At 72.1% G+C, this 21,913-nt stretch carries 18 protein-coding genes, 1 tRNA gene and 3 pseudogenes; 12 read left to right on the forward strand and 10 right to left on the reverse strand.

Going from position 1 to position 21,913, the window contains the following annotated elements; translation table 11 throughout:
- The first annotated feature begins 299 nt into the window (after positions 1 to 299).
- Positions 300 to 2,606: a transglycosylase domain-containing protein gene (locus ACSUPV_RS18145; protein WP_037760918.1), complete on the forward strand. Its 2,307-nt coding sequence runs from the start codon at positions 300 to 302 to the stop codon at positions 2,604 to 2,606.
- 320 nt (positions 2,607 to 2,926) lie between these two features.
- On the opposite strand, the gene ACSUPV_RS18150 is transcribed toward ACSUPV_RS18145, so the two are convergent.
- Positions 2,927 to 3,391, reverse strand: coding sequence for a GatB/YqeY domain-containing protein (locus ACSUPV_RS18150; protein WP_037760920.1), 465 nt, complete (start codon positions 3,389 to 3,391; stop codon positions 2,927 to 2,929).
- A 134-nt stretch (positions 3,392 to 3,525) separates the two neighbouring features.
- Between ACSUPV_RS18150 and ACSUPV_RS18155 the strand changes: the two genes are divergently transcribed.
- The 3 genes and pseudogenes from ACSUPV_RS18155 to ACSUPV_RS18165 all read left to right on the forward strand — a co-directional run bounded on the left by ACSUPV_RS18155 (position 3,526) and on the right by ACSUPV_RS18165 (position 5,500).
- Entirely contained in the window at positions 3,526 to 4,452 is a 927-nt protein-coding gene (locus ACSUPV_RS18155) for a metallophosphoesterase (protein WP_031115997.1), read from the forward strand.
- Positions 4,453 to 4,607: 155 nt separating this feature from the next.
- Positions 4,608 to 5,379: pseudogene (locus ACSUPV_RS18160) on the forward strand (Pr6Pr family membrane protein).
- A gap of 47 nt (positions 5,380 to 5,426) precedes the next feature.
- Positions 5,427 to 5,500 (forward strand) — tRNA-Pro (locus ACSUPV_RS18165).
- 86 nt (positions 5,501 to 5,586) lie between these two features.
- Here ACSUPV_RS18165 and ACSUPV_RS18170 read toward each other — a convergent pair.
- Complete coding sequence (locus tag ACSUPV_RS18170) at positions 5,587 to 6,021, reverse strand: Rrf2 family transcriptional regulator (protein WP_436947823.1); 435 nt, start codon at positions 6,019 to 6,021, stop codon at positions 5,587 to 5,589.
- 127 nt (positions 6,022 to 6,148) lie between these two features.
- On the opposite strand from ACSUPV_RS18170, the gene ACSUPV_RS18175 reads away from it, so the two are divergent.
- The gene (locus ACSUPV_RS18175; protein ID WP_037760972.1) at positions 6,149 to 6,904 is read left to right on the forward strand and encodes an SDR family NAD(P)-dependent oxidoreductase; all 756 of its coding nucleotides are present in this window, start codon (positions 6,149 to 6,151) and stop codon (positions 6,902 to 6,904) included.
- A 20-nt stretch (positions 6,905 to 6,924) separates the two neighbouring features.
- Here the strand turns inward: ACSUPV_RS18175 and ACSUPV_RS18180 are convergent, their stop codons facing one another.
- Entirely contained in the window at positions 6,925 to 7,464 is a 540-nt protein-coding gene (locus ACSUPV_RS18180; protein ID WP_436947824.1) for an ATP-binding protein, read from the reverse strand.
- Between the two features lie 238 nt (positions 7,465 to 7,702).
- Between ACSUPV_RS18180 and ACSUPV_RS18185 the strand changes: the two genes are divergently transcribed.
- Positions 7,703 to 9,454, forward strand: coding sequence for a SpoIIE family protein phosphatase (locus tag ACSUPV_RS18185; protein WP_382613913.1), 1,752 nt, complete (start codon positions 7,703 to 7,705; stop codon positions 9,452 to 9,454).
- A 24-nt stretch (positions 9,455 to 9,478) separates the two neighbouring features.
- Here ACSUPV_RS18185 and ACSUPV_RS18190 read toward each other — a convergent pair whose 3' ends face one another.
- From ACSUPV_RS18190 to ACSUPV_RS18200, 3 genes are all read right to left on the reverse strand, one after another.
- Positions 9,479 to 10,459, reverse strand: a complete 981-nt coding sequence (locus tag ACSUPV_RS18190) for an SDR family oxidoreductase (RefSeq protein ID WP_037760978.1) — start codon at positions 10,457 to 10,459, stop codon at positions 9,479 to 9,481.
- A 148-nt stretch (positions 10,460 to 10,607) separates the two neighbouring features.
- Complete coding sequence (locus ACSUPV_RS18195; protein WP_382613909.1) at positions 10,608 to 12,728, reverse strand: SpoIIE family protein phosphatase; 2,121 nt, start codon at positions 12,726 to 12,728, stop codon at positions 10,608 to 10,610.
- 179 nt (positions 12,729 to 12,907) lie between these two features.
- A complete protein-coding gene (locus ACSUPV_RS18200) occupies positions 12,908 to 13,156 on the reverse strand; it encodes a hypothetical protein (protein ID WP_037760984.1) in 249 nt (82 codons plus the stop codon).
- Positions 13,157 to 13,336: 180 nt separating this feature from the next.
- Between ACSUPV_RS18200 and ACSUPV_RS18205 the strand changes: the two genes are divergently transcribed.
- On the forward strand, positions 13,337 to 14,620 hold the full coding sequence (locus tag ACSUPV_RS18205) for a cytochrome P450 (RefSeq protein WP_436947825.1): 1,284 nt from the start codon (positions 13,337 to 13,339) through the stop codon (positions 14,618 to 14,620).
- A 27-nt stretch (positions 14,621 to 14,647) separates the two neighbouring features.
- On the opposite strand, the pseudogene ACSUPV_RS18210 reads toward ACSUPV_RS18205, so the two are convergent.
- Positions 14,648 to 14,761, reverse strand: a pseudogene (locus ACSUPV_RS18210) (DUF6766 family protein); the annotation flags it as partial.
- A 181-nt stretch (positions 14,762 to 14,942) separates the two neighbouring features.
- Between ACSUPV_RS18210 and ACSUPV_RS18215 the strand changes: the two are divergent.
- From ACSUPV_RS18215 to ACSUPV_RS18230, 4 genes and pseudogenes are all read left to right on the forward strand, one after another.
- Positions 14,943 to 15,342 (forward strand): annotated as a pseudogene (locus tag ACSUPV_RS18215) (FAD-dependent oxidoreductase); the annotation flags it as partial.
- A gap of 195 nt (positions 15,343 to 15,537) precedes the next feature.
- Positions 15,538 to 16,050, forward strand: coding sequence for a hypothetical protein (locus ACSUPV_RS18220; protein ID WP_031116005.1), 513 nt, complete (start codon positions 15,538 to 15,540; stop codon positions 16,048 to 16,050).
- Between the two features lie 50 nt (positions 16,051 to 16,100).
- A complete protein-coding gene (locus ACSUPV_RS18225) occupies positions 16,101 to 16,826 on the forward strand; it encodes a hypothetical protein (RefSeq protein ID WP_436947826.1) in 726 nt (241 codons plus the stop codon).
- 129 nt (positions 16,827 to 16,955) lie between these two features.
- Positions 16,956 to 17,624, forward strand: a complete 669-nt coding sequence (locus ACSUPV_RS18230; protein WP_382613902.1) for a hypothetical protein — start codon at positions 16,956 to 16,958, stop codon at positions 17,622 to 17,624.
- Positions 17,625 to 17,630: 6 nt separating this feature from the next.
- Here ACSUPV_RS18230 and ACSUPV_RS18235 read toward each other — a convergent pair whose 3' ends face one another.
- From ACSUPV_RS18235 to ACSUPV_RS18245, 3 genes are all read right to left on the reverse strand, one after another.
- The gene (locus tag ACSUPV_RS18235) at positions 17,631 to 18,038 is read right to left on the reverse strand and encodes a hypothetical protein (RefSeq protein ID WP_037760996.1); all 408 of its coding nucleotides are present in this window, start codon (positions 18,036 to 18,038) and stop codon (positions 17,631 to 17,633) included.
- A 65-nt stretch (positions 18,039 to 18,103) separates the two neighbouring features.
- Complete coding sequence (locus ACSUPV_RS18240) at positions 18,104 to 18,808, reverse strand: TIGR03943 family putative permease subunit (protein WP_037760999.1); 705 nt, start codon at positions 18,806 to 18,808, stop codon at positions 18,104 to 18,106.
- Positions 18,805 to 19,830, reverse strand: coding sequence for a permease (locus ACSUPV_RS18245; RefSeq protein WP_031116011.1), 1,026 nt, complete (start codon positions 19,828 to 19,830; stop codon positions 18,805 to 18,807). Before ACSUPV_RS18245 ends, ACSUPV_RS18240 begins: the two co-directional genes overlap by 4 nt.
- Before the next feature lie 182 nt (positions 19,831 to 20,012).
- Between ACSUPV_RS18245 and ACSUPV_RS18250 the strand changes: the two genes are divergently transcribed.
- The gene (locus ACSUPV_RS18250; protein WP_037761002.1) at positions 20,013 to 21,908 is read left to right on the forward strand and encodes a potassium channel family protein; all 1,896 of its coding nucleotides are present in this window, start codon (positions 20,013 to 20,015) and stop codon (positions 21,906 to 21,908) included.
- Positions 21,909 to 21,913 lie beyond the last annotated feature (5 nt).

Here is a 21,913-nt window from a genome sequence, read left to right on the forward strand (position 1 = left end):
CGGGCCCAATCTTGAATGGCCCGAACGGACTATGGGTAAGCGGCAGATCACCCGGGGGAGTGAGCTGGCGACATACGTAACTTTCCTGGCAAACCAGGACAGTTCAGTTGCGCCACAACGGACGCCGCATGACACACAAGGCGGATTCGGACACGACCCCACCAAAAAGTTGGGGAACACCCGGAACGATTCGGGGTCGCCGGACGTATTGATACGTGGCCTCACTGCTGTGACAGTTGAGAGCAGCTTAGGCCAAGGCCTGTACGCCTGTCCGGCGAATGAGAACGTAGGCTGCCCTCATGCCAAAGAAGCGCTCGGGCGGTGGTCTGTCCCCCACGCAGCAGGCCGCCAAGTTCCTCGGTGTCAGTGTTCTCGCGGGGGCCGTGCTGGCCGGCATCGCGCTGCCCGCGGTGGGCGCGCTGGGGCTGGCGGCGAAGGGATCGGTCGAGAGCTTCGACGAGCTCCCGGCCAACCTCAAGACGCCGCCGCTGAGCCAGCGCACGACCATCCTCGACGCCGACGGCGGCCAGATCGCCACGGTCTACTCGCGCGACCGCACGGTGGTCCCCCTCAAGGACATCGCGCCGACCATGCAGAAGGCGATCGTCGCGATCGAGGACTCGCGCTTCTACCAGCACGGCGCGGTCGACCTGAAGGGCGTGCTGCGCGCCCTCAACAAGAACGCCCGCAGCGGTGAGGTCGCCCAGGGCGCCTCGACGCTGACGCAGCAGTACGTGAAGAACGTCTTCGTCGAGGAGGCGGGCGACGACCCGACGAAGGTCGCGCAGGCCACCCAGCAGACCATCGGCCGCAAGATCCGCGAGCTCAAGTACGCGATCCAGGTCGAGGAGGAGCTCGGGAAGAAGAAGATCCTCGAGAACTACCTCAACATCACCTTCTTCGGCCAGCAGGCCTACGGCGTCGAGGCCGCGGCCCGGCGCTACTTCTCCAAGTCCGCCAAGGACCTGAACCTCCAGGAGTCGGCCCTCCTCGCCGGCATCGTCCAGTCGCCCAGCCGGTACGACCCGGTCAACGACGAGGCGGAGGCCACCAAGCGCCGCAACACCGTGCTGCGCCGGATGGCCGAGGTCGGCGACATCTCCCGGGCGCAGGCCACCGAGGCGATGAAGGCGCCGCTGGGCCTGAAGGTCAGCAAGCCGCGGAACGGCTGCATCACGGCGGTCAAGGGCGCGGGCTTCTTCTGCGACTACGTGCGCGAGGTCTTCCTGACCGACCCGGTCTTCGGCAAGACCAGGGAGGCCCGGGCGAAGGTCTGGAACCAGGGCGGTCTCACCGTCCGCACCACCATGGACCCGCAGGCGCAGGACGCGGCGCAGCGGTCCATCAAGGACCACGTCTACAAGAGCGACCCGGTGGCCACCGCCGCCACCCTCGTCGAGCCCGGCACCGGCAAGATCCTCGCCATGGGCCAGTCGCGTCCGTACGGCTTCAAGAAGAACGAGACGCAGATCAACCTCTCCGTCGACCAGGCGATGGGCGGCGGCATGGGCTACCAGCCCGGTTCGACGTTCAAGCCGATCGTGGCCGCCGCCGCCCTCGAGGACGGCATGCCGGCCAACAAGGTGTACTCCTCGCCGTACCGGATGGCGTACCCGAGCCCGGTCGCGGCCTGCGACGGCAAGAAGTGGCTGAACGACCCCGCCAACCCGGCGAAGCTCGAGAACGAGAACTCGTCGGAGGTCGGCCCGTACGACATGAAGGAAGCGACCGCCAAGTCGGTCAACACCTACTACGTGCAGATGATCAGCGACATCGGCATCTGCCCGGTGACGACGATGGCGAAGAAGATGGGCGTCGAGCGGGCCGACGGGGACAAGATGCCCCAGGTGCCCTCCATCGCCCTCGGCACGCAGGAGATGTCCCCGCTGACCATGGCGAACGCGTACGCGACCTTCGCCTCGCGCGGCATGTACTGCACTCCGGTCGCGATCGAGTCGGTCAGCCAGCGGGTCGGTGACGAGACCCGCAAGCTCGAGGTCCCGAAGTCGACGTGCTCGCGCGCGATGTCGGAGAACACCGCCGACACCATCAACGCGCTGCTGAAGGGCGTCGTCGAGGACGGTACGGGCCGGAAGGCCGGTCTCGGGAACGGCCGGGACAGCGCCGGCAAGACCGGTACGACGGACGAGCGCTACGCGGCCTGGTTCGTGGGCTACACGCCGAACATGGCGGGCGCGGTGTGGGTCGGCGACCCGGCGCACAAGCGGAAGATGGTGAACATCACCATCGGCGGACAGCCGCACGACAAGGTCTTCGGTGGCGAGGTCCCCGGCCCCATCTGGAAGGACATGATGTACGGGGCGCTGGAGGGCAAGCCCGTCGAGAGCTTCAACACCGTCCACATCCCCGACGGCATCGACCGGGACCGTGACCGCGGCGACGGCGACGGCAACGGTGGCGGTGACGGCCGCGGCGACGGGGACAACGGCGGCAACGACGGCTTCATCGGCGGCCTGGTCGGCGGCAACAACAACGGCGGCGGAGGCGGCGAGCCCTTCCCGACCCCGTCGTTCTCCATCCCCGAGGGCTTCTTCCGGGGCCAGGACAACGGCGGCGGGAACGGCAACGGCGGGCGGTTCGGCTGAGCGCGGGCCGTTCACCCGGGCGCGGCCGTTCCGCTGAGCGCGGCCGGTTCCGCTGAGCGCGGCCTGGGCGCGGCCGGTTTGTCTGGGCGACCGGTGTGGCGGAACGCGACGGTGTGGCGGAACGCGGCCGGTTCGGCTGAGCACTGCCGGTGTGGCTGGGCGGTCGGTGTGACCGCACGGGCGTGATCTGACGGAACGGAAGGGGTGGCCCTCTGGGCCAGGCGACACAGGGGCGGCCCTCCTCTTCCCGGCCGGGAAGGAGAGGGCCGCTCCTCGTCTGTGTGCCGGTCGGCGGCGACCGGCGGTGATCACCGGCCCGGTCAGCCGGCCAGCAGCTTCTTCACCGCGGCGGCGACACGGCCGCCCTCGGCCTGCCCGGCCACCTTCGGGTTCACGATCTTCATGACCGCGCCCATGGCCCGCGGCCCCTCCGCACCGGCCGCCTTCGCCTCCTCGACGGCCTGGGCCACGATCTGCTGGAGCTCCTCGTCGGACAGCTGCTTGGGCAGGTACTCGGCGAGCACCTCGCCCTCCGCCTTCTCCCGCTCGGCCTGCTCGGCGCGACCGCCCTGCGCGAAGGCCTCGGCCGCCTCGCGCCGCTTCTTCGCCTCCCGGGTGATCACCTTCTGCACCTCGTCGTCGGAGAGCTCGCGCTTCTCCTTGCCCGCGACCTCCTCCTTGGTGATCGCGGCGAGCGTCAGCCGGAGCGTCGAGGAGCGGAGCTCGTCGCGCTCCTTGATCGCGGCGTTGAGGTCATCCTGCAGCTTCGACTTGAGCGTGGTCATGGGGTCGATTGTCGCAGGTGCGGCCGGAAAGGCGCCCCTCGATTTAGGGGGCGGTCGGGCAAGGGCCGGTGCCGTCAGGCCATTTCGCGCACCACCGGGCGCAGGCGACCGGCCCGGTCTGACACGATGGTCGTATGCGCGCGCGATACGGAGTCCCCCTGGGAATCGCGGCGGCTGGTGCCGCCGGTCTGTTGTACGCGGCGGGCTTCGAGGCCCGCTCCTTCCGCCTCCGCCGGGTCACCGTCCCGGTCCTGCCCTCAGGGATGCGTCCCCTGCGCGTGCTCCAGGTGTCGGACATCCATATGGTGGGCGGCCAGCGCAAGAAGCAGCGCTGGCTGCGGTCCCTGGCCGGCCTGCGCCCCGACTTCGTGATCAACACGGGCGACAACCTCTCCGACCCGGAAGGCGTCCCGGAGGTCCTGGACGCGCTCGGCCCCCTGATGGAGTTCCCGGGCGCGTACGTCTTCGGCTCCAACGACTACTACGGCCCCAAGCTGCGCAACCCCGCCCGCTACCTGCTGGAGAAGGCCCAGGGCCGTCACGGCCTGAACGGCAACCCGCCGGCCGTCGGCGCGGTGCACAACCCGTGGGAGGACCTGCGGGACGGTTTCGACGCGGCGGGCTGGCTCAACCTGACGAACACGCGCGGCACGCTCAAGATCGACGGCCTGTCGCTGGAGCTCACGGGCCTGGACGACCCGCACATCAAGAGGGACCGCTACGAGCAGGTGGCCGGCGGCCCGTCCGACACGGCGGACTTCTCGATGGGCGTCGTCCACGCCCCGTACCTGCGCACGCTGGACGCGTTCACGGCCGACGACTACCCCCTCATCCTGGCCGGCCACACCCACGGCGGCCAGCTGTGCATCCCCTTCTACGGCGCGCTGGTCACCAACTGCGACCTGGACACGGACCGGGTGAAGGGCCTGTCCACGCACACGGCGGAGGGCCGTACGGCGTACCTCCACGTGTCGGCGGGGTGCGGCACGAACCGCTACACGCCGGTACGGTTCGCGTGCCCGCCGGAGGCGACGTTGCTGACACTGGTGGGACGGGAGTAGGCGCGGACGGGAGTAGGCGCGGACGGGAGTAGCCACGGACGGGGAGTAACCGCGGACGTCGTCGGGCCGGGGCATAAGCCCAGGTAGGGATCAGGGGTAACCCACACAGCCGCACCCGCATCGCCCCCTTTGTCCGGTTCTGTCAGCGTGGGGGCATGACAGCCCCGATACCCAGGGACCTCCCGGACCTGCCCGCGATCCCGCGCAAGCCCGCACTCCGGCCCTCCCCCGTCCCCGCCACGGCCGTCGTCACCCCGGTCCGCCGCCCCGCGGCAGCGGCCTACCGCCTGCTGATCGCCCTCGCGGCGGCCGCCGGCGTGACGCTCGAACTACTCCTCGGCGACCCGTCCCGGGTCCTGGGCTACTTCGCGATCCAGAGCAACATCCTGCTGGCCGTGGTCATGACCTTCTCGGCCCGCCGCGCGTGGACGGCCAGCCGCCCCCTGCCGGGGGCCGTCCTGGGCGCGACCCTGCTCTACGTCGTCATCGCGGCCCTCGTGCACCATCTGCTCCTGGCGAACGCGGCGAGCCCCTTCTCCCTCACGGGCGAGGCCGCGACACCGAAGGGCTGGCAGGCCCTGGCCCACCACACGCTCCACACGGTGACGCCGATCGCGGCCGTACTGGAGTGGCTCCTGCTCACGGCCCCCGGCCGCCTGCACCTGCGCCATGCCCCGACCTGGCTGCTCTACCCCCTGGCCTACCTGGCCTTCTCCCTCACCCGGGGCGAACTGCTCCTCCCCGGCGCCGCCGACCGCTACCTCTACCCCTTCCTGGACGTCGGCCAGGACGGCTACAAGCGCGTCCTCGGCAACGCCCTCCTCCTGGGCCTCTCCTTCTACGCCCTGGCCGTCCTCCTCGTGGCCCTGGACCACGCCCGCCCGAACCCCATCCGCCACCGCGGGAAAAACCGGATTTCGTGTCTAGCCACCGGTGGGCTAAAGTAAACGTCGTCGCCGCGACAGCAGCGACATCGGGGTGTAGCGCAGCTTGGCAGCGCGCTTCGTTCGGGACGAAGAGGTCGTGGGTTCAAATCCCGCCACCCCGACAGTGAAGTACCAGGTCAGGGGCCTGATCCAGTGAGTGGATCAGGCCCCTGAGTGGTTCCCGGAGACGCAGGGCGTTGCGGGGAAGCTAGCGAGGTGTCGCGAGTACGTCCTGGAGTACGTTCTCGAGCGTGACGCCGGCCAGTTCGTGTCTCAGGGTCTGCTCGATGCCCTCGTAGATGCGCTGCATCGTCGGCTGGATGCCGTGGCCCACCACGCATTCCTGGTCGGGGGTGGTGCGGTGCATCGCGAACAGCGGGCCGGGTTCGACTGCCTCGTACACGTCGAGCAGGGTCATCGACTCCAGCTCGCGCGCCAGTGACCAGCCCGCGCCCACGCCCCGCCGGGACTCCACGAGCCCGGCCCTGCGCAGTTCGCCGAGCAGCCGTCTGATCACCACGGGGTTGGTGTTCGCGCTGGTCGCGATCTGCTCGGAGGTGGCGACCTCGTGGCCCTGGCGCTGGTAGAGGCCGATCCAGGCCAGCGCGTGGACGGCGATGGTCAGCCTGCTGTTGGCGCTCATCGACTCCTCCTCTCGGCCGCAACGGTTTATGTTACGACGGCCAGTCGTAACAGTTATGGTTGCAACGGGCTGTCGTAACAATTAATGTTTCGACAGTCGGGAACGGCCAATCAACGAGGTGAGATGAATGAGCAAGCCACTCGCGGGCAAGGTCGCCCTGGTCACCGGGGGGTCGCGCGGACTGGGAGCGGCGACCGTACGGCTGCTGGCCGAGCAGGGTGCCGACGTCGCCTTCACCTACGTCAGCTCCGAGCAGCTGGCGCAGGCTGTCGTCGACGAAGTGCGCGGCAAGGGAGCGAAGGCCGTCGCCTTCAAGTCCGACCAGGCGGACATGAGTCGGGCGCCAGCGCTGATCGACGACGTGGTCGCGCACTTCGGCGGCCTGGACATCCTCGTCAACAACGCGGCGATCTCGGTGGAGCAGGGCCGCACGGTCGACGACCCGGACGCCGACACCGCCGCACTGGACCGGATGCACGCCACCAACTACCTCGGCGTGATCGCCGTCATCCGGGCCGCCTCCCGAGTGCTGCGCGCGGGCGGCCGCATCATCACGGTGAGTTCCGGACTGGGCTCCCGGGTCGGCCTCCCGGGCGTTGCCGACTACTCGGCGACCAAGTCAGGGATCGAGAGGTACACCATGGGGGTCGCGCGGGACCTCGGGCCCCGGAACATCACGGCCAACGTCGTGGAAGCCGGACTGATGGAGAGCGGCATGCAACCGCCGGACCCCGAGACCCTCAAGGCCCTGCTCAGCTCGCTGTCCCTGCAACGCATGGGTCACCCCGACGAAATCGCCGCGGCGATCGCCTTCCTGGCGAGCCCCGCCGCGTCGTACGTCACGGGCGCGGTGCTGGACGCCCACGGCGGCTACAACGCCTGAACCACCCGAACCCCACCCCCTTACGCGCTGTCGGACCGTGCGGCGGGGTGTGGGGCGGCGCCCCTCAGGTCGTGCCTTTGGCGCACGCTCACCAGCGCTGATGTCGTCGGCAGAGGAAGGCGCAGGCAGGCGGTGACCTCCTTTCCCCTGCCGCGGGGAGTCACTACGACTCGGTCGCAGATCGAGTGCACCAGGTGCAGCCCGTGGCCGCCGATGCGGTGCCGGTCGGGCTTCTTGAGCAGCGGGGCGTCGGGGGAACCGTCCCACACGCTGATCAGCAGATCGCTGTCGGTCAGTCGCAGCGTCAGGCCGCAGATGCCGGGAGCATGCCGGAGGGCGTTCGTGACCAGTTCGCTGACGACGAGCTCGGCGTCCACGGCCAGGGACGACGGCAGCGGGGCGCGGCCTCGGAGCGGGGCGTGTGCGAGCAAGGCGCGCAGGGCCCGGCGCGCGTCCACGGCGCTGACTCCGTCTTCTGCCCAGGCCGCGCCGTAACGCAGCGTCTCGTGCTCGTGCCTGCCCTGCTCATCTGCCGCCTGCTTCATAAGCGGGATGACCATGTGGGAGATCTTTCAACGCGATTGCCGCTCTTGGGCGGTTACCGGTCCTGCGCTTACCCGGGCGTCGACGAAACACGCACAGGCCGGCTCCCCCGCCTCCGCCGGTCCGGTGGGGAGGCGGAGATCACCGAGCCCTCGGACGACGTGGAGTTTTCTCGTGCGGGGGCATACGGGGAACACGAACGGGGGCATGCACGGCGGTGGACGGGGCGCCGGGCCGGCAGCGAGGAGGCCGAGAATGACGGGGCGAGAGCATACGGAGACCGACCGCGGGTCGCCCGTGCCGGCGTCTTCCGCCGCGCTGCGCGGTGCGCTGCAGGCCATCGGCGCCGGCGCCTACGTCGTCGACGAGCAGGGCTGCATCATCGCCGTCAACACCCGCGCCGAGCACCTGCTGGCCCGGCCAGCCGAAGAACTCCTCGGGCACGACGCGCACGACCTGCTGCACCGCGATCCGCACGGTCAGCCGCTGCCGAGAGCCCGATGCGCCATGCGGCAGGCGTTCCACGAGGGGCGCACGGCACAGGCCGACGAGGACCATTTCGCGCGGGCCGACGGTTCCCTGCTGCCCATCTCCTGGCTGATCACCCCGTACGACATCGGTGAGCGCGCGGTCGGCACACTCGTCGTCTTCCACACATCGGAGCGTCCGCGGGGAGCCGGCCCGCGGCCGGCGTCGGCGGGCACGCCTCTGTCGGAGCTCGAACGGCTGACCCTGCTGGCGGAGACCACCACACAGCTGACCTCCACCCTCGACGTCGACCTGGCGCTGCAACGGCTGATGGCCCTGGTCGTACCGCGACTGGCGGACTGGGCGGTCGTCGACCTGATCACGGAACGCGACGAAGTGTGGCGCACCGTCGTGGTACACGCCGAGGGGGACGGTCTCGTGCACCACGAGGACCTGGAGGGGCCGATGCCGCCGGTCCCTGAGGAATCGCCGATGCCTCTGTCCCGGGCCCTGCGCGGCGTCGCCTCCACCCTGGCCGGACCGCGGACGTACCGACGGACACCGGATTCCGGCATCGCGGTCGAGCAGCGCCGCCTGTTCGACACCACGGGGATGCACTCCGCGGCCATCGCCCCCATCCGCAGTACCCGCGAAGTGCTGGGCGCGCTGACCCTGGGCCGCGCCGAGAACGGGGTGGCCTTCACCCCGGCCGACCTTCCCCTGATCGAGGACATCGCCCGCCGCGCCGGCCTCGCCCTGGACAACGCCCGCCTCTACCAGCGTCAGCGCAAGGTCGCCGAGACCATGCAGAACCATCTGCTGCCGCAGATGCCGGGCGTTCCGGGCCTGCAGATGACCGCCCGCTACCAGCCCGCGCCCGACGCCTCACAGGTCGGCGGCGACTGGTACGACGCCTTCCCCCTCTCCGACGGCTCCACCGCCCTGGCCGTGGGAGACGTCGTCGGACACGACCTGGAGGCCGCGGCCGGCATGGCACAGCTCCGCAACATGCTCCGCGCCTACGCCTGGTCCCAGAAGGAGCCCCCCAGCCGGATCGTCCAGCGGCTCGACGAGGCGATCCAGCACATCACCGACGTCACCATGGCCACCGTGGTCTTCGCCCGGATCGAAGTGGCGGAGGACGGTCACTGGCAGCTGTCCTGGACCAACGCGGGCCACCCTCCGCCGCTGCTGATCAGCCGGGACGGCCTGGCGGAGTACCTCACCGAAGGCCACGGCATCCTCCTGGGCACCCAAGCGGACGCCCCGCGCCCCGACGCCACGGCGCCGCTGCCGCCCGGATCCACCCTGGTGCTGTACACCGACGGCCTCATCGAATCGCCCCGCCACACCCTCGACGAGGGGCTGGACCGACTGCGCCAGCACGCCGCCGCCCTCGCCCACCGCCCCCTCGCCTCGTTCACCGACCAGCTCCTGCGCCGCGTCCGCCCCGCCGGCAACGACGACGACGTCGCCCTCCTGGCCCTGCGCGCCCCCGGCCGACCGGCAGAGCAGGGCGTCCGCGGACACGGTCGGTGAGCGACGCCTGGCCGCATCGTGCACTCACCGGGAAGCGATGCGTCGGCCCGCGCCCACGGCCGCTCCCACGCCGACGGCTGTCGCCGCGACGGCGAGACGGCGCAGGGCGGTCCCCCGCCGCCCGCCCCAGCCACCGTCGACCGATCCGGCCCCGGGCGCCGGTACGTGCAGGTTGCCGTGTGTCGCCGGGGCCGGCTCATCGGCGAGATGCGTCCGGTCCACCTGCCGCGCCGCCGCCCGTTCCAGCAGCCCGGGAGCCGTCCGTGACTGCAACACCATGGCCCGCCCCATCGGACCGACCACCACCTCACGCCGGGGCTTCCGGACCACGCCCAGGATGGCGCGGGCGACCCGCTCGGCGCTGTACACGGGAGGCATGGCGACGACCTCGCGGCCCGTGTAGTTGGCCGCGTGCTGGAACAGCGGGGTGTCGATGACGGCGGGCAGCACCGTGCACACGTGGATCTTCCCGGCCCCCGCCAGCCGCAGTTCCTGCCGCAGGCTCGCGCCGAGCGCCCGGACGGCATGCTTCGACATGACGTACGCGTGGGCGTAGGGCTGGCTCACCACCCCGGCGACCGAGGAGACGTCGACCAGGGTGCCGCTCCCCTGCTTCCGCATGGTGCGCAGAGCTGCCCGGGCCCCGTTCACGGAGCCCATGACGTTGACGTCGATGACCCTGCGGAAATCCTCCAGCGGCACGTCCGAGAACGGCCCGAACACGGTGACCGCCGCGGAGTTGACCCATACGTCGATCCGCCCGAACCGTTCCACGGCACGCCGTGCGAGGTCGTCGACCGCCTTGACGTCCGTGACATCGGTCGGGACGACGAGCGTCCGGGCGCCCCGGTGCCGCTCGCAGTCCCGCGCGGCGGCTTCGAGGGCCTCCTGTCCCCGCGCGGCCAGCACCACGGCACAGCCCTTGCGCGCGAACGCCACCGCGGTGGCACGTCCGATACCGCTCGACGCCCCCGTGATCACCACTACCGCATCCTTGACACGCATCCCGCCGCCTCCTCAGGGATCACCGGGGGAACACCAGGCCAGGGTCGTCCCCGGACCGGACCCGCGGTTGAGCCAGGTACCCGACGCCACATGGCGCAATCAGCGGAGGGGCGTCGGAACAGGCGGCGGAGGAAGGCGGACGGGAGGGCTAGCCGGCCGACGGCCACCGCAGCACGAGGAGTGCCGTGTCGTCGGTGCGCTGGGAGGTGGACACGGCCCGCTCCAGCAGGTCGTCCACGAGCATGTCCAGGTTCCGGTCGTCGGAGCGTGCCAGCCGGCGGGCGAGGCGTGCCATGGAGTCGTCGAGGTCGATTCCCGGTCTTTCGATGAGGCCGTCGGTGTAGAGGACGAGCAGCCCGCCCTCGGTGAGCGGGAACCCGGTCACGGGAAAGGCTGCCTCGGCGGCGACTCCCAGGGGCGGTCCGGGCCGGACGTCCACAGGGCGGGCCTCGCCGTCGGGGAGGCGCAGGAGCGGCGGAGGGTGGCCGGCGCTGGCCAGCGTCACCCGGCGGCGCGCCAGGTCGAGGTGGGCGTACAGGCAGGTGGTGAACAGGTCGGGGCCCAGGTCGGTCAGGAGCCGGTTGGTTCTGGCCAGGATCTGGTCGGGGCGCGCGCTGAGGGTCGCGTGGGCGTGGACTGCGGTACGGACCTGCCCCATCAGAGCGGCGGCGGCGGCGTTGTGGCCCTGGACGTCGCCGATGACGGCCGCGACCGCGGTGTCGCCGAGGCGGATCACGTCGTAGAAGTCCCCGCCGATGTCCATGCCCCGGGTGGCGGGCAGGTAGCGGGCGGCGACGTCGAGACCGGTGACCGTGGGCAGCGCGCGCGGGAGCAGCGCCTGCTGGAGGCCGTGGGCGAGGTCCTGTTTCGTGTCGTACAGGCGCGCGCGGTCGAGGGCCTGGGCGATGAGCCCGGCCAGTGACGTCAGGACGGCGCGTTCCTCGGCCGGGAACGCATGGGGGTTCTCGTAGGACAGGATGCAGCAGCCGACGGGCCGCCCGGAGACGATCAACGGCAGGAAGGCCCACGCTCGCTTGCCGCTGATCAGCGGAGCCTCGGGATAGATCCGCCGCATGTCCTGCGGGTCGGCGAAGAACGCGGGGATGCCGCTGCTGAGGGCGCGCCCGGCGGGGGTGAGCACGGTGTCGAGGGGCAGGCCGTCCAGACGGTCGATGGTGTGGGCGGCGTAGCCGCGCTGGCCGATGATCCGCAGCCGGCCGGCCTCAACGGTGGACAGGACCAGGCCCTGGGCTCCGAACGCGGGCATGATCTGGTCGGCGACCAGGGCGATGACGTCCTGGACGCCGACCACCTCGGTCAGTGCCGCGGCCAGGTGCGTGAGCTGGTAGAGCTGCCCGGCTCGGGACGGCGTGGCGGTGCGCGTGGAGTGGCGGGGGGCCGGGGAGGGCGGGCCCGGTGCGCCGCTGGGCACGATACGGACGCTGATGCCGCTGGCGTCCGGATACAGGTGGAAGTCCAGCCAGTGGTCCGGCGGGCGGCACGCGGTGAACGCGACGGGCTCGCGGCTGATCACCGCGGCGCGGTAACGGTCCTCGTAGGTGGGGTCGTCGAGCCAGCGCAGGGACTGCCACGGGAGGGTGCCGAGCAGTTGACCGGCGCTGAGTCCGAGCAGCTCGCACGCCCCGGAGGTGACGTAGGTGATGCGCCCTTCCAGGTCCAGGGCACAACTGCCACCGGGCAGGCGCTCGGCGAAGTCGGCCGCGGCCATGGCCGGGCCGGTGGACCGGCGGCCGGCTTCGACGGGGAGGACGCGGGGCCCATCTCCACGGACCGGGGACCTGCCGGACTGCACCGCTTCCTCGATCAGCCGGGCCAGCCTTCGGCAACTGGAGCGGATGTGGCCCTGTTCCCGCCGCGTCGTGTGCGGCGGGCGGGTGGCCGGCCACATCAGGAGCAGGGCGCCCCACCGCCGCACGCCGGTGACCGGCGCGGCGACCAGCACCAGCGGGTACGGAAGCACCATGGCGGTGCGCGGGTAGGAACGGGCCATCTCCTCCTGGCTGCCCACCCACACCACGCGGTCCTCGCGGACCGCGTCGGCCACCGGGGCCGGAGCGGCCAGCGAGACCCTCGCCCAGGGTGCGGCGAACTCGGCCGGAGCCCCGTAGAGAACGGCCAGGTGCAGCAGTTGCCCGTCCGGTGCGAGCAGATAGAGGGCACCGACGGACGCGCCGGTGCGGCGGACCGTCTCCGCGAACGCTGCGTCCAGCTCGTCGACGTCGGTGGCGGGTTCACCCGTGCTGGTCACAAGGCACCTCCAGCATCCCGCCCGACGTACCGAGCGTCGCGTCTACGGACGTTACGCCCAGCTGGAGCAGTCGGCACGTCGCAGTCGGCACGTCGCAGCCGGCAGGTCCAGTCGGCCGTCGCAACCGGGTGTGGCGCAGCCGGCCCGGCGTCCGGTCCGCGTGGGGTCCTCCGCCGCTGCTAGCGGCCGGTGGATTCCTCGGTGCCCTCGCCCTCCGGCCCCCGCCGGGCCTGCTCCTCGGCCTCGACGCCCTCCAGGGGCTTGCCCGCCGTCGTGCCCCGCTCCGGCTGGTAACCCTCCTGGGCGCTCGCCGTGCCGGGTACGGATCGCTCCTGTGCCGGGCTCTCCGCGCCCGAGTGCGCACCGGGCCCTCGGGGGTCGCGTGCCCGGTCGTGGCGGTCCCCGCGTTGCTCCTCGTGGCCGGTCATGTCCGTCCCTCCCGTCTGCCTCGGGCTCCGTCCGCCTCGGGTCCCGTCTGCCTCGGGCCCCGTCTGCCTCCGGTCCTCGCCGGGTTCCCTGAGGCGGATACCGGGAAACGGCGGACGGTGAGCGCGGTGCCCGGGCCGGGGCGGCGTTTCCGGGTGGGGCCGCCGGGCACCCGCCGAGGCATGAATCGAAGCCGTCGCCCCCCGCTCGTCGACAGCTCACTCGCGCTCCTCGCCAAGGGGTACGCCTGGCTGCCCGACCGTCGGCGCAGCACCGGTCCCGTCGTGCGTGCCCGGCTCATGGGACAGGAGACAGTCGCCCTGCACGGGCCGGAGGCGGTGCGGTTCTTCTACGACGAGCGGCATGTGGAGCGTGGGACGGCTCTGCCCGGCCCTGTGCTGAGCACGCTGTTCGGGCACGGCGCCGTGCACACGCTGGACGGGCGGGCCCATCGCGTGCGCAAGGAGATGTTCCTCTCCCTGCTCACCGGCCCGGAGGCGGTCGCCGGCCTGGTCGCATGCGTGACCAGGGCGTGGGACGAGACGGTGCGGTCGTGGTCCGGCCGCCGGGTCGTGCTGTTCGACGAAGCGAGCCGTGTGATCACCCGGGGCGTGTGCCAGTGGGCCGGGATCCCCCTCGACGACGCCCACTCACTGGCACGGCACCTGGTCGCCATGGTCGACGGGTTCGCCACGCCGGGGCCGCGCCATTGGCAGGCACGGCGCGCGCGGGCCCGCAGCGAGGCGTGGCTGGGACGTCTGGTCGAGGACGTACGGGCGGGCGCCGCCACCGCGCCAAACGGGTCGGCGCTGGACGAGGTGGCCCGGCACCGGGACGCCGATGGCCGGCTCCTCGACCCGCACACCGCCGCGGTCGAACTGCTCAATGTCATCCGCCCCACCGTCGCGGTCTGCTGGTTCGTCTCCTACGCCGGTCACGCCCTGTGCCTCCGGCCCGAACTGCGGGACCGCCTGGGCGACGACGATCCCGCCTACGCCGTGGCGTTCGCCCACGAGCTGCGGCGCTTCTACCCCTTCGCTCCCTTCCTGGGCGGCCGGGCCGTCACCGATCTGGAGTGGCGGGGTGAACCGATTCCGGCGGGCACGCTGATCCTGCTCGATCTGTACGGGCAGAACCACGACCCCGCCCTCTGGGAGGATCCGTACACCTTCGAGCCGCAACGCTTCGTGGAGCGGCCGCCCGAGCGCGACGAACTCGTCCCCCAGGGCGGCGGCGACCGCGCCCACGGTCACCGCTGTCCCGGTGAGGACGTCACGGTCGCGCTGCTGTCCGCTCTCGTGCCACGGCTGGCCCGGCTGGAGTACCACGTGCCCGAACAGGATCTGAGGATCCCGTTGCACCGCATGCCGGCGCGGGTGCGCAGTGGATTCGTCATCGAGGACGCCCGGGTACCGGCGTCGGTGGCCGTCACCGGCTCGTCAGTACCTGGGGCGACAGGTTCTTGATCATCGTGGTGTCCGACGCCCCCCTAAGAACTGCAGGTACTCGGACTGCCAGTTCTCGGTGACGTCGACGGCGAAGTCCGAGGTGGTCAGGTAGGCGCCGAAGCCGATGGGTGCCAAGCCGTCGGCGCGGAGCTGGTTGTTGTCGGTGGTGCCGTTGCCGGGCGCCGGTGCCGTACTCATCGGCGCATCAGTCCCAGGGCCGTGAAGTACGCCGAGCAGAGGGCTATCACCTGGAGCGTCCCCACGAACATCGTCCTCATGGTCCTCTCGCCCGCCCTTGATCTCGCACTGGTACGGCTGCCGGGGCCGGGGCCGGCAGCAGCTGCTCCCCGGCTGGGACCCACGGTTCACCGCGCTGATCGAGGCCTGCGACGACACCATCGTGCCGCGGCCGATCACCACCCTGCCGATCGGCCCGACCTGGCCGTCGACGCCCGGCGTCACGCTGGCCGTCGACGCCCGGCGTCACGCTGGTCGGCGACGCCGCGCACCTGATGCCGCCGGTGGGAGAGGGCGCCAACATGGCGCTGCTCGACGGCGCCCTGCTCGGTCTCGCGCTGGCCGCGCGCCCGGACGACTTCCCCGCCGCCGTCAAGGAATACGAACGGGAGATGTTCGAACGCACCAGTGCGGCCGCCCGGATGTCCGCGGACATGCAGGAACTGCTGATGTCGCCGGACGCCGCCCGGAAGCTGCTCGCCTTCTTCACGGGCGGCGCGTAACGGGGCCGGCCCGGCCGGACCACGCCAACTTCCCCTCGTCACCGGCCACTTGGATCATGTGCGGCCGCGAACACGAGGTAGGGTGATCGCTCTCCGCTCCAGGTGAGCGGATCGCATCATCGTAACGAGGGGAACCACAGAGTGAATCTGCGTCGCACAGCGCCTTCGCGGCAGTCGTCCGCGAGCAGGAAGGTCATGTCGGTCGCACTGGTCGGTGCCACCGTCGTCGGCGCGTCCATGCTGTCCGTCTCGCCGGCGGCCGCACTGAGCTGGAAGTGCAAGGAGAGCAGCAAGACCATCGACGACGCGGGGTACTCCGGCCCCTGGGGCGACAACTGGGACTTCACCGTCAACAACTGCGTCGCCCGGTCCGGCGGTTACGTCTACGCCAAGGCCAAGGTGAGCTGGGACGCTCCGCCGTGGTACTCCGGGACCGACCTGTCGGAGACCTTCGACAGCGCCGAGTTCCGGCTGTACCTCAAGCACGCCGACGCCGGTGCGGACACCGTCCTGCTGAAGCGGGACTTCGACATCAAGTCCACGCTGGCCGCCATGGACGGCAGCGGCAACGGGTCGTGGACCTCCTCCACGATCAAGAAGAAGGTCGGCGGCAAGAGCGCGTACGCCGACGGTGCCCTGCGTCTCAACTGGGACGAGGACGGCAAGGACGTCCGCCACTACGGCTTCAAGGCCAGCCGCTCGGTCTGAGGCCCCGTGGGCCGGGACCGGTCCCGGCCCACCTGTGGTGCCCTACGGGCATGGGCGCGGAGCGTGTGCTGATTCTGCATCAGGGGGACGACCTCGACGTCGGGGAGATCCGCGGGCTCGTGGACTCGGTCGAGAGGGAGTCCGGGGGTGATCTGACCGGGACGCGGCTCACCACCTATCCGGCGGGCGAGCCGGCCCAGGGGGTCGCCGAGGCCCTGGTGTTCCGGCTGGAGAGGGAGGGCGAGCTCACGCCCGGTTCGCTGTCCCGTACGGCCACGTACCGGTACGAGGTGTCCGGGGGGCGGGTGGCCCTGGCCGTGGTGGTGTGGGCGGGGGAGGTCAACGGCTGGGTGCGGCGGGTCATCCCCCAGCACATGCGCAAGGTCGAGGCCACCGGCATGGCACTGACCCGGCGGCCGGGGTGGCGGCGGCTCGCGGAGGACGGCGCGCTGGCGTTCGTCGCCGAGGCACGGGACGGTGCCGGGCGGCCGTTCGGGGACGACGTGCACGTGGTCGTGAGCCTGCTGCCCCGCGCCAAGCCGCGGCAGATCCGGCGGCTCATGCCCGGTGGGTACATCCAGTGGGTGGACGGCGTGTTCCGCGGTGCCGGCGCGCCGCTCGGGCGCGTCGACGTCGCCCACTGGCTCGTCTGCGTGGACGAGCCGAAGCGCGCCCTGCACCTCGCCTATCTCGCCGCCGACCGGAGCGTGATGGCGTTGCTGCCGTGGGAGCTGCTGTCCCGGGCCGAGAAGCGCGGCGGAACGAAGCTGACGTAGGCGTTCCCTCGGGCGGACGAGGGCTTGGACTCGGAGGCGGTGGTCGGGGTGGCGTTGTTCCGGAGACGGCGGGAGCGGCGGCAGGAGCAAGGGCGGAGCACTGCGAGTGCGCGGGTGCCCCGGCCGGAGGTGAGGCGTCCCGTCGGCGACGCGTACGTGCTGCTGCGCGATGCCGCCGGGGAGTTGGAGGCCCTGTGGCTCGCCGACGTGAGACGGGCCGACGACTTCCCCATCGGGGAGATCCTCGCGCGGCACGGGCTGCGGGACGACGTGACGACGTCGCGGTACCGGGTCGTCCACAACACCTTCAACGATCGCGGTGGCGTCTTCGTCCGGTTCGTCGGGGACGAGACGACCGGCCGGGACGGCGACGGGGTGCCGCGGCGGGAACTCGTGGTCGGCGAGCGGCACTGCGTCCCGCACGAGGAGTTCGACGCGTTCCGCCGCGACGCCGTCGCCGGGAACGTCGCACTGCTGAAGACCACCATCGACGCGGCGTCGGCGAGCGACCTGTACCCCTTGTACGACGCCCTGTTGAAGGCCTTCGGCGAGCGGGCGCCGCGGACCCGGGCCGTCATGCGCGCCCCGCTGCAGTGTGTGACCTGCCTGCGGGCCTACTCGCCCCACCTGATCCACATGCGGGACCTGAAGCGTGAGGGCACGCCGACGGGCGGGACCGTCAGCAGCGCGGAGGGCGCCCGGCAGGTCGCCCGGGCGCTGGCGATGACGGCGTGTCTGGACTGCGGGGGCGAGATCGCCGTGTGGGTGTACGACCCCCGCGCCGCCGGGGAGCGGTGATCCCGGTCAGGCGAGCGTTCCTGCCAGGGTTCCCGCGAGGGTCAGCGCCAGGAAGGCCGCGCCCCACACCATCGCCAGGCGGATCCGGCGGTACTTGAGGGAGGTCGCGCGGGACAGGAACTCCCGGTGGGTCTCGTGGCCGGAACCGGGCCGCGGCTGGGCCGCCAGGCCGAGCAGGACCAGCGCCGGGGCGCAGGCCGCGCAGCCGGACCAGACGAGGAGTTGCGGGATCACCGCGTACTGGCCGGGCGCGACGACACCGGCGGTGATCGCGCCGAGCAGGGCGGTCAGGGCCGCGCCCAGGGTCGCCAGGGTCAGTCCCGCTCTGCTGTCGGCCTTCGCGAGTCGCTCCCGCGCCTCGGTCAGGAGCGCCGGGTCGCGTTCGGCGGTGCGCTCGTCTTCGAGTGTGGTCATCGGTCCCCCTCGCTGAACAGCGGCTTCTCCGGGTACCCGGGAGGGGCATTTCTACTACGCCGGCGTCAGGTGTTCCAGGTTTCGTCGTAGGGGTCGTGCGGGGTGGCGACCGGGCGGGAGCCGGTGACCTCGAGGTACGGGATGGGGCCGTCGTTGACGGGGTCCTTGGTGCGGCGCGGGGTGTAGCGGCCGGTGACCTCCAGCCAGGTGTCGGGGCTCAGGACCGGAGGGACCTCACCGGTGAGGGCGATCTTGACCGGCTGGGCGTCCGCGGCGCAGCAGTTGAGGCCCATGCGGACCAGGTAGGGGGTGCCCGCCCGGTCCAGGGTGACGAAGCCGGTGATCTTCAGCTGGCGGCCGCGGAGGGAGCGGCCGTCGTCGTAGACCGCCCGGCCCGCGTAGTCGGCGACGCCGAGGCGGAGGGGGCCGCGGTCGGGCAGGTCCGGGAAGCCGAAGGGCTTCGTCAGGGCCGTGCCCGTGTGGGCCGCGCTGTAGGAGCCGAGGGCCGGCGGGGCGACCAGGATCAGGGCGAGCACCGGCAGGGTGAGCAGCCAGGAGACGCGGGGTTCGTGGTGGTGGACGGCCGGCCTGCCGCGGCGGCGGTCGTACCAGAGCGTCGCCGCCGCCGTCGCGATCAGCACCACGCCCGCCAGCAGGACCAGCGGGCGCAGGCCCGACTTGACGTAGCGCAGGTAGAGGTCGGTCGTCGCGGCGTGCAGCAGGGTCGCGCCGAGCAGGAAGAGGAGGGCCGTCTGGGCCAGGCGGTTCACAGCAGGACCGTTCCGGTCAGGGCCGACACGACGACGGCCAGGGCGAAGGTCGCGGGGGCGAACCGCAGGGCGAAGGCCCGGCCGAAGGTGCCCGCCTGCATCGCGAACAGCTTGAGGTCGATCATCGGCCCCACCACCAGGAACGTCAGACGGGCCGTCAGGGAGAACTGGGTCAGCGAGGCCGCCACGAACGCGTCCGCCTCCGAGCAGAGGGAGAGGAGCACGGCCAGCACCGCGAGGGCCAGCACCGACAGCACCGGGTGGTCGGCCGCCAGACGCAGCCACTCGGCCGGTACCACCGCCTTCAGCGTCGCCGCGGCCATCGCGCCGACCACCAGGAAGCCGCCCGCGTGCGTCACGTCGTGCCGCACCGAGTCCCAGAAGGCCGCCCCCTTGCCCTGCCCCTCGTGCGAGGTCCCCGCCGGGAGGCGCAGCCAGTCCGTGCGGCCCAGGCGGTGCCAGAGCCAGCCCATCGCGCAGGCCACCAGCAGGCTCGCGACGAAGCGGGCCAGGACCATCTCCGGGTCGCCGGGGAACGCCACGGCCGTCGCCGTCAGCACGATCGGGTTGATGGCGGGCGCCGACAGGAGGAACGCCAGGGCCGCGGCCGGTGTGACCCCCCGGCGGACCAGGGCCCCGGCCACCGGCACCGACGCGCACTCGCAGCCCGGCAGCACCGCGCCCGCCGCGCCCGCGACCGGCACCGCCAGGGCCGGGCGGCCGGGCAGGGCCCGGGCGAAGAAGGACGGCGGCACGAACACCGCGATCGCCGCCGAGAGCAGCACGCCGAGCACCAGGAACGGCAGCGCCTGGACCATGACCGCGACGAACACCGTCATCCAGCTCTGCATCACGGGTGCGGACAGCGCCCCGCGGATCGGGCCCTGGAACATCACCGCCGTGAGCAGCAGCAGGGTGAGGAGGAGCGGGGAGTTGAAGTGCCTGCCCTCTTCGCGGTCCCGGTCCGGCCCGGTCTCCGCGCGCTCGCCGCTCTCCCGCGGGGCGGTCTTCGTGATGGCCACGGGCCCGGTACCTCCGCCTGTGCGCACGGGCATTGCCCCTTCCCTCCCCTTCTGTACGCGCGGACGGGCCCGGGCGTTCACGCCCCAGGGCCCTCTTCTGGAACCGGCCGTCCCGGTGAGGCAGTCTTCTCCTCGTGGGGAGCGTTCCGAACCAAGGTCAGCCGGGTGACACGGCCACGCACATGATCGTGTGCGGGGACGACGGGCTCGCGCACCGGCTCGCCGCCGAACTCCGGGGCGTGTACGGCGAACAGGTCACGCTCGTGGTGCCGCCCTCGGGACGCCGGGTGCGGCAGCCGGTGGTCGGACGGGCCCGGGCCGCGTCGGCCGCGCTGCTCGACCGGTTCGTGAACGCGGCCGCCAACCGCACGGGCACGGGCGGTGCCGAACCCGCCCCGGCCGAACAGGTCGTCGAGGCCGCCGAGATCACCGAGGCCGTGCTCGGCGAGGCGGGCGCCGACCGGGCGGCCGCGCTGGCGCTCGTGTACGACGACGACGAGACCAACATCCGCGCCGCGCTCACCGCCCGCCGCCTCAACCCCCGCCTGCGTCTCGTACTCCGGCTGTACAACCGGCGGTTGGGGCAGCACATCGAGGAACTGCTGGACCAGACGGCCGCCCTGGCCGGCGGGGCGGGGCCGGGGTCCGCGGGGCTCGACGCGTCCACGACCGTGCTCTCCGACGCCGACACGGCCGCGCCCGCGCTGGCCGCGACCGCCCTGGTCGGCACCAGCAAGGTCGTCCAGACGGAAGGGCTGGTGCTGCGCGCGGTGGAGCGGCAGCCGCCGCGGCCGGGCGAGGTGGCCGATCCGGGGCTGTGCACGCTGGCGCTGCTGTCCGCGACGAGCAACGACCCGGCCGGGGCGGACGGTTCGGAGGGCAGCGGGGAGCAGGGGCCGCGGCTGCTGCCGGACGAGGCGGCGGTGGCGTCGGCGACCGGGCGCGGGACCGTGGTCCTGGAGCAGGTGTCGTACTCCGGGCCGTCCCTGTCCTCGGGGCGGGGCGGTGTGCCGCCGTTCGCCTCGCTGTTCTCGCGCCGCCTGCGGTGGTCGCTGGCCGGTCTGGTGGGGTGTGTGCTCGCGCTCGCCGTCGCGCTGATGGTCGTGACCGGGGAGCATCCCCTGTACGCGACGTACGTGACGTTGCTCGACCTCTTCGGCATCAACGACCCCGCGTTCCACGCGTCGACGGGACGGCAGGTCCTGCAACTGCTGTCCGGGCTGGTCGGGTTGCTGCTGCTGCCGGTGCTGCTGGCCGCCGTGCTGGAGGCCCTGGGCACGTTCCGCAGCGCGTCCGCGCTGCGGAAGCCGCCGCGCGGGCTCGGCGGGCACGTGGTGCTGCTCGGGCTCGGCAAGATCGGGACGCGGGTGCTGACGCGGCTGCGGGAACTGCACATCCCCGTGGTGTGCGTGGAGTCCGACCCGGAGGCGCGGGGACTCGCCACGGCGCGGCGGCTGCGGGTGCCGGTCGTGCTCGGGGACGTCACGCAGGAAGGCGTGCTGGAGGCCGCGAAGATCCATCGGGCGCATGCGCTGCTGGCGTTGACCAGTGCGGACACGACGAATCTGGAGGCCGCGCTGTACGCCCGGTCCGTGCGGCCGGACCTGCGGGTCGTGCTGCGGCTGTACGACGACGACTTCGCGACGGCCGTGTACCGGACGCTGCGGGCCGCGCACCCGTTCGCCCTGACGCGGAGCCGGAGTGTGTCGCACCTGGCCGCGCCCGCGTTCGCCGGGGCGATGATGGGGCGGCAGATCCTGGGGGCGATTCCGGTGGAGCGGCGGGTGCTGCTGTTCGCGGAGGTGGAGGTGGCCGGGCATCCGCAGTTGGAGGGGCGGACGGTCGGGGACGCCTTCCGGGCCGGGGCGTGGCGGGTGCTGGCGCTCAACACGGCTCCCTCCGGGCGGCGGGGTGACGGGGAGAACACGGAGGAGGACGGCGCGCCGGCTTCGGGGCTGGTGTGGGACCTGCCGTCCACCTATGTGCTGGGGTCCGGGGACCGGGTGGTGCTGGCGGCGACGCGGCGGGGGCTGGCGGAGTTGCTGGGGCGCAGACGGCGGGAGCGGACCGGGACGTGACGCCG

The organism is Streptomyces sp. SudanB52_2052 (genome assembly GCF_964272415.1).
In the GTDB taxonomy this organism is placed as follows: Bacteria; Actinomycetota; Actinomycetes; order Streptomycetales; family Streptomycetaceae; genus Streptomyces; species Streptomyces olindensis.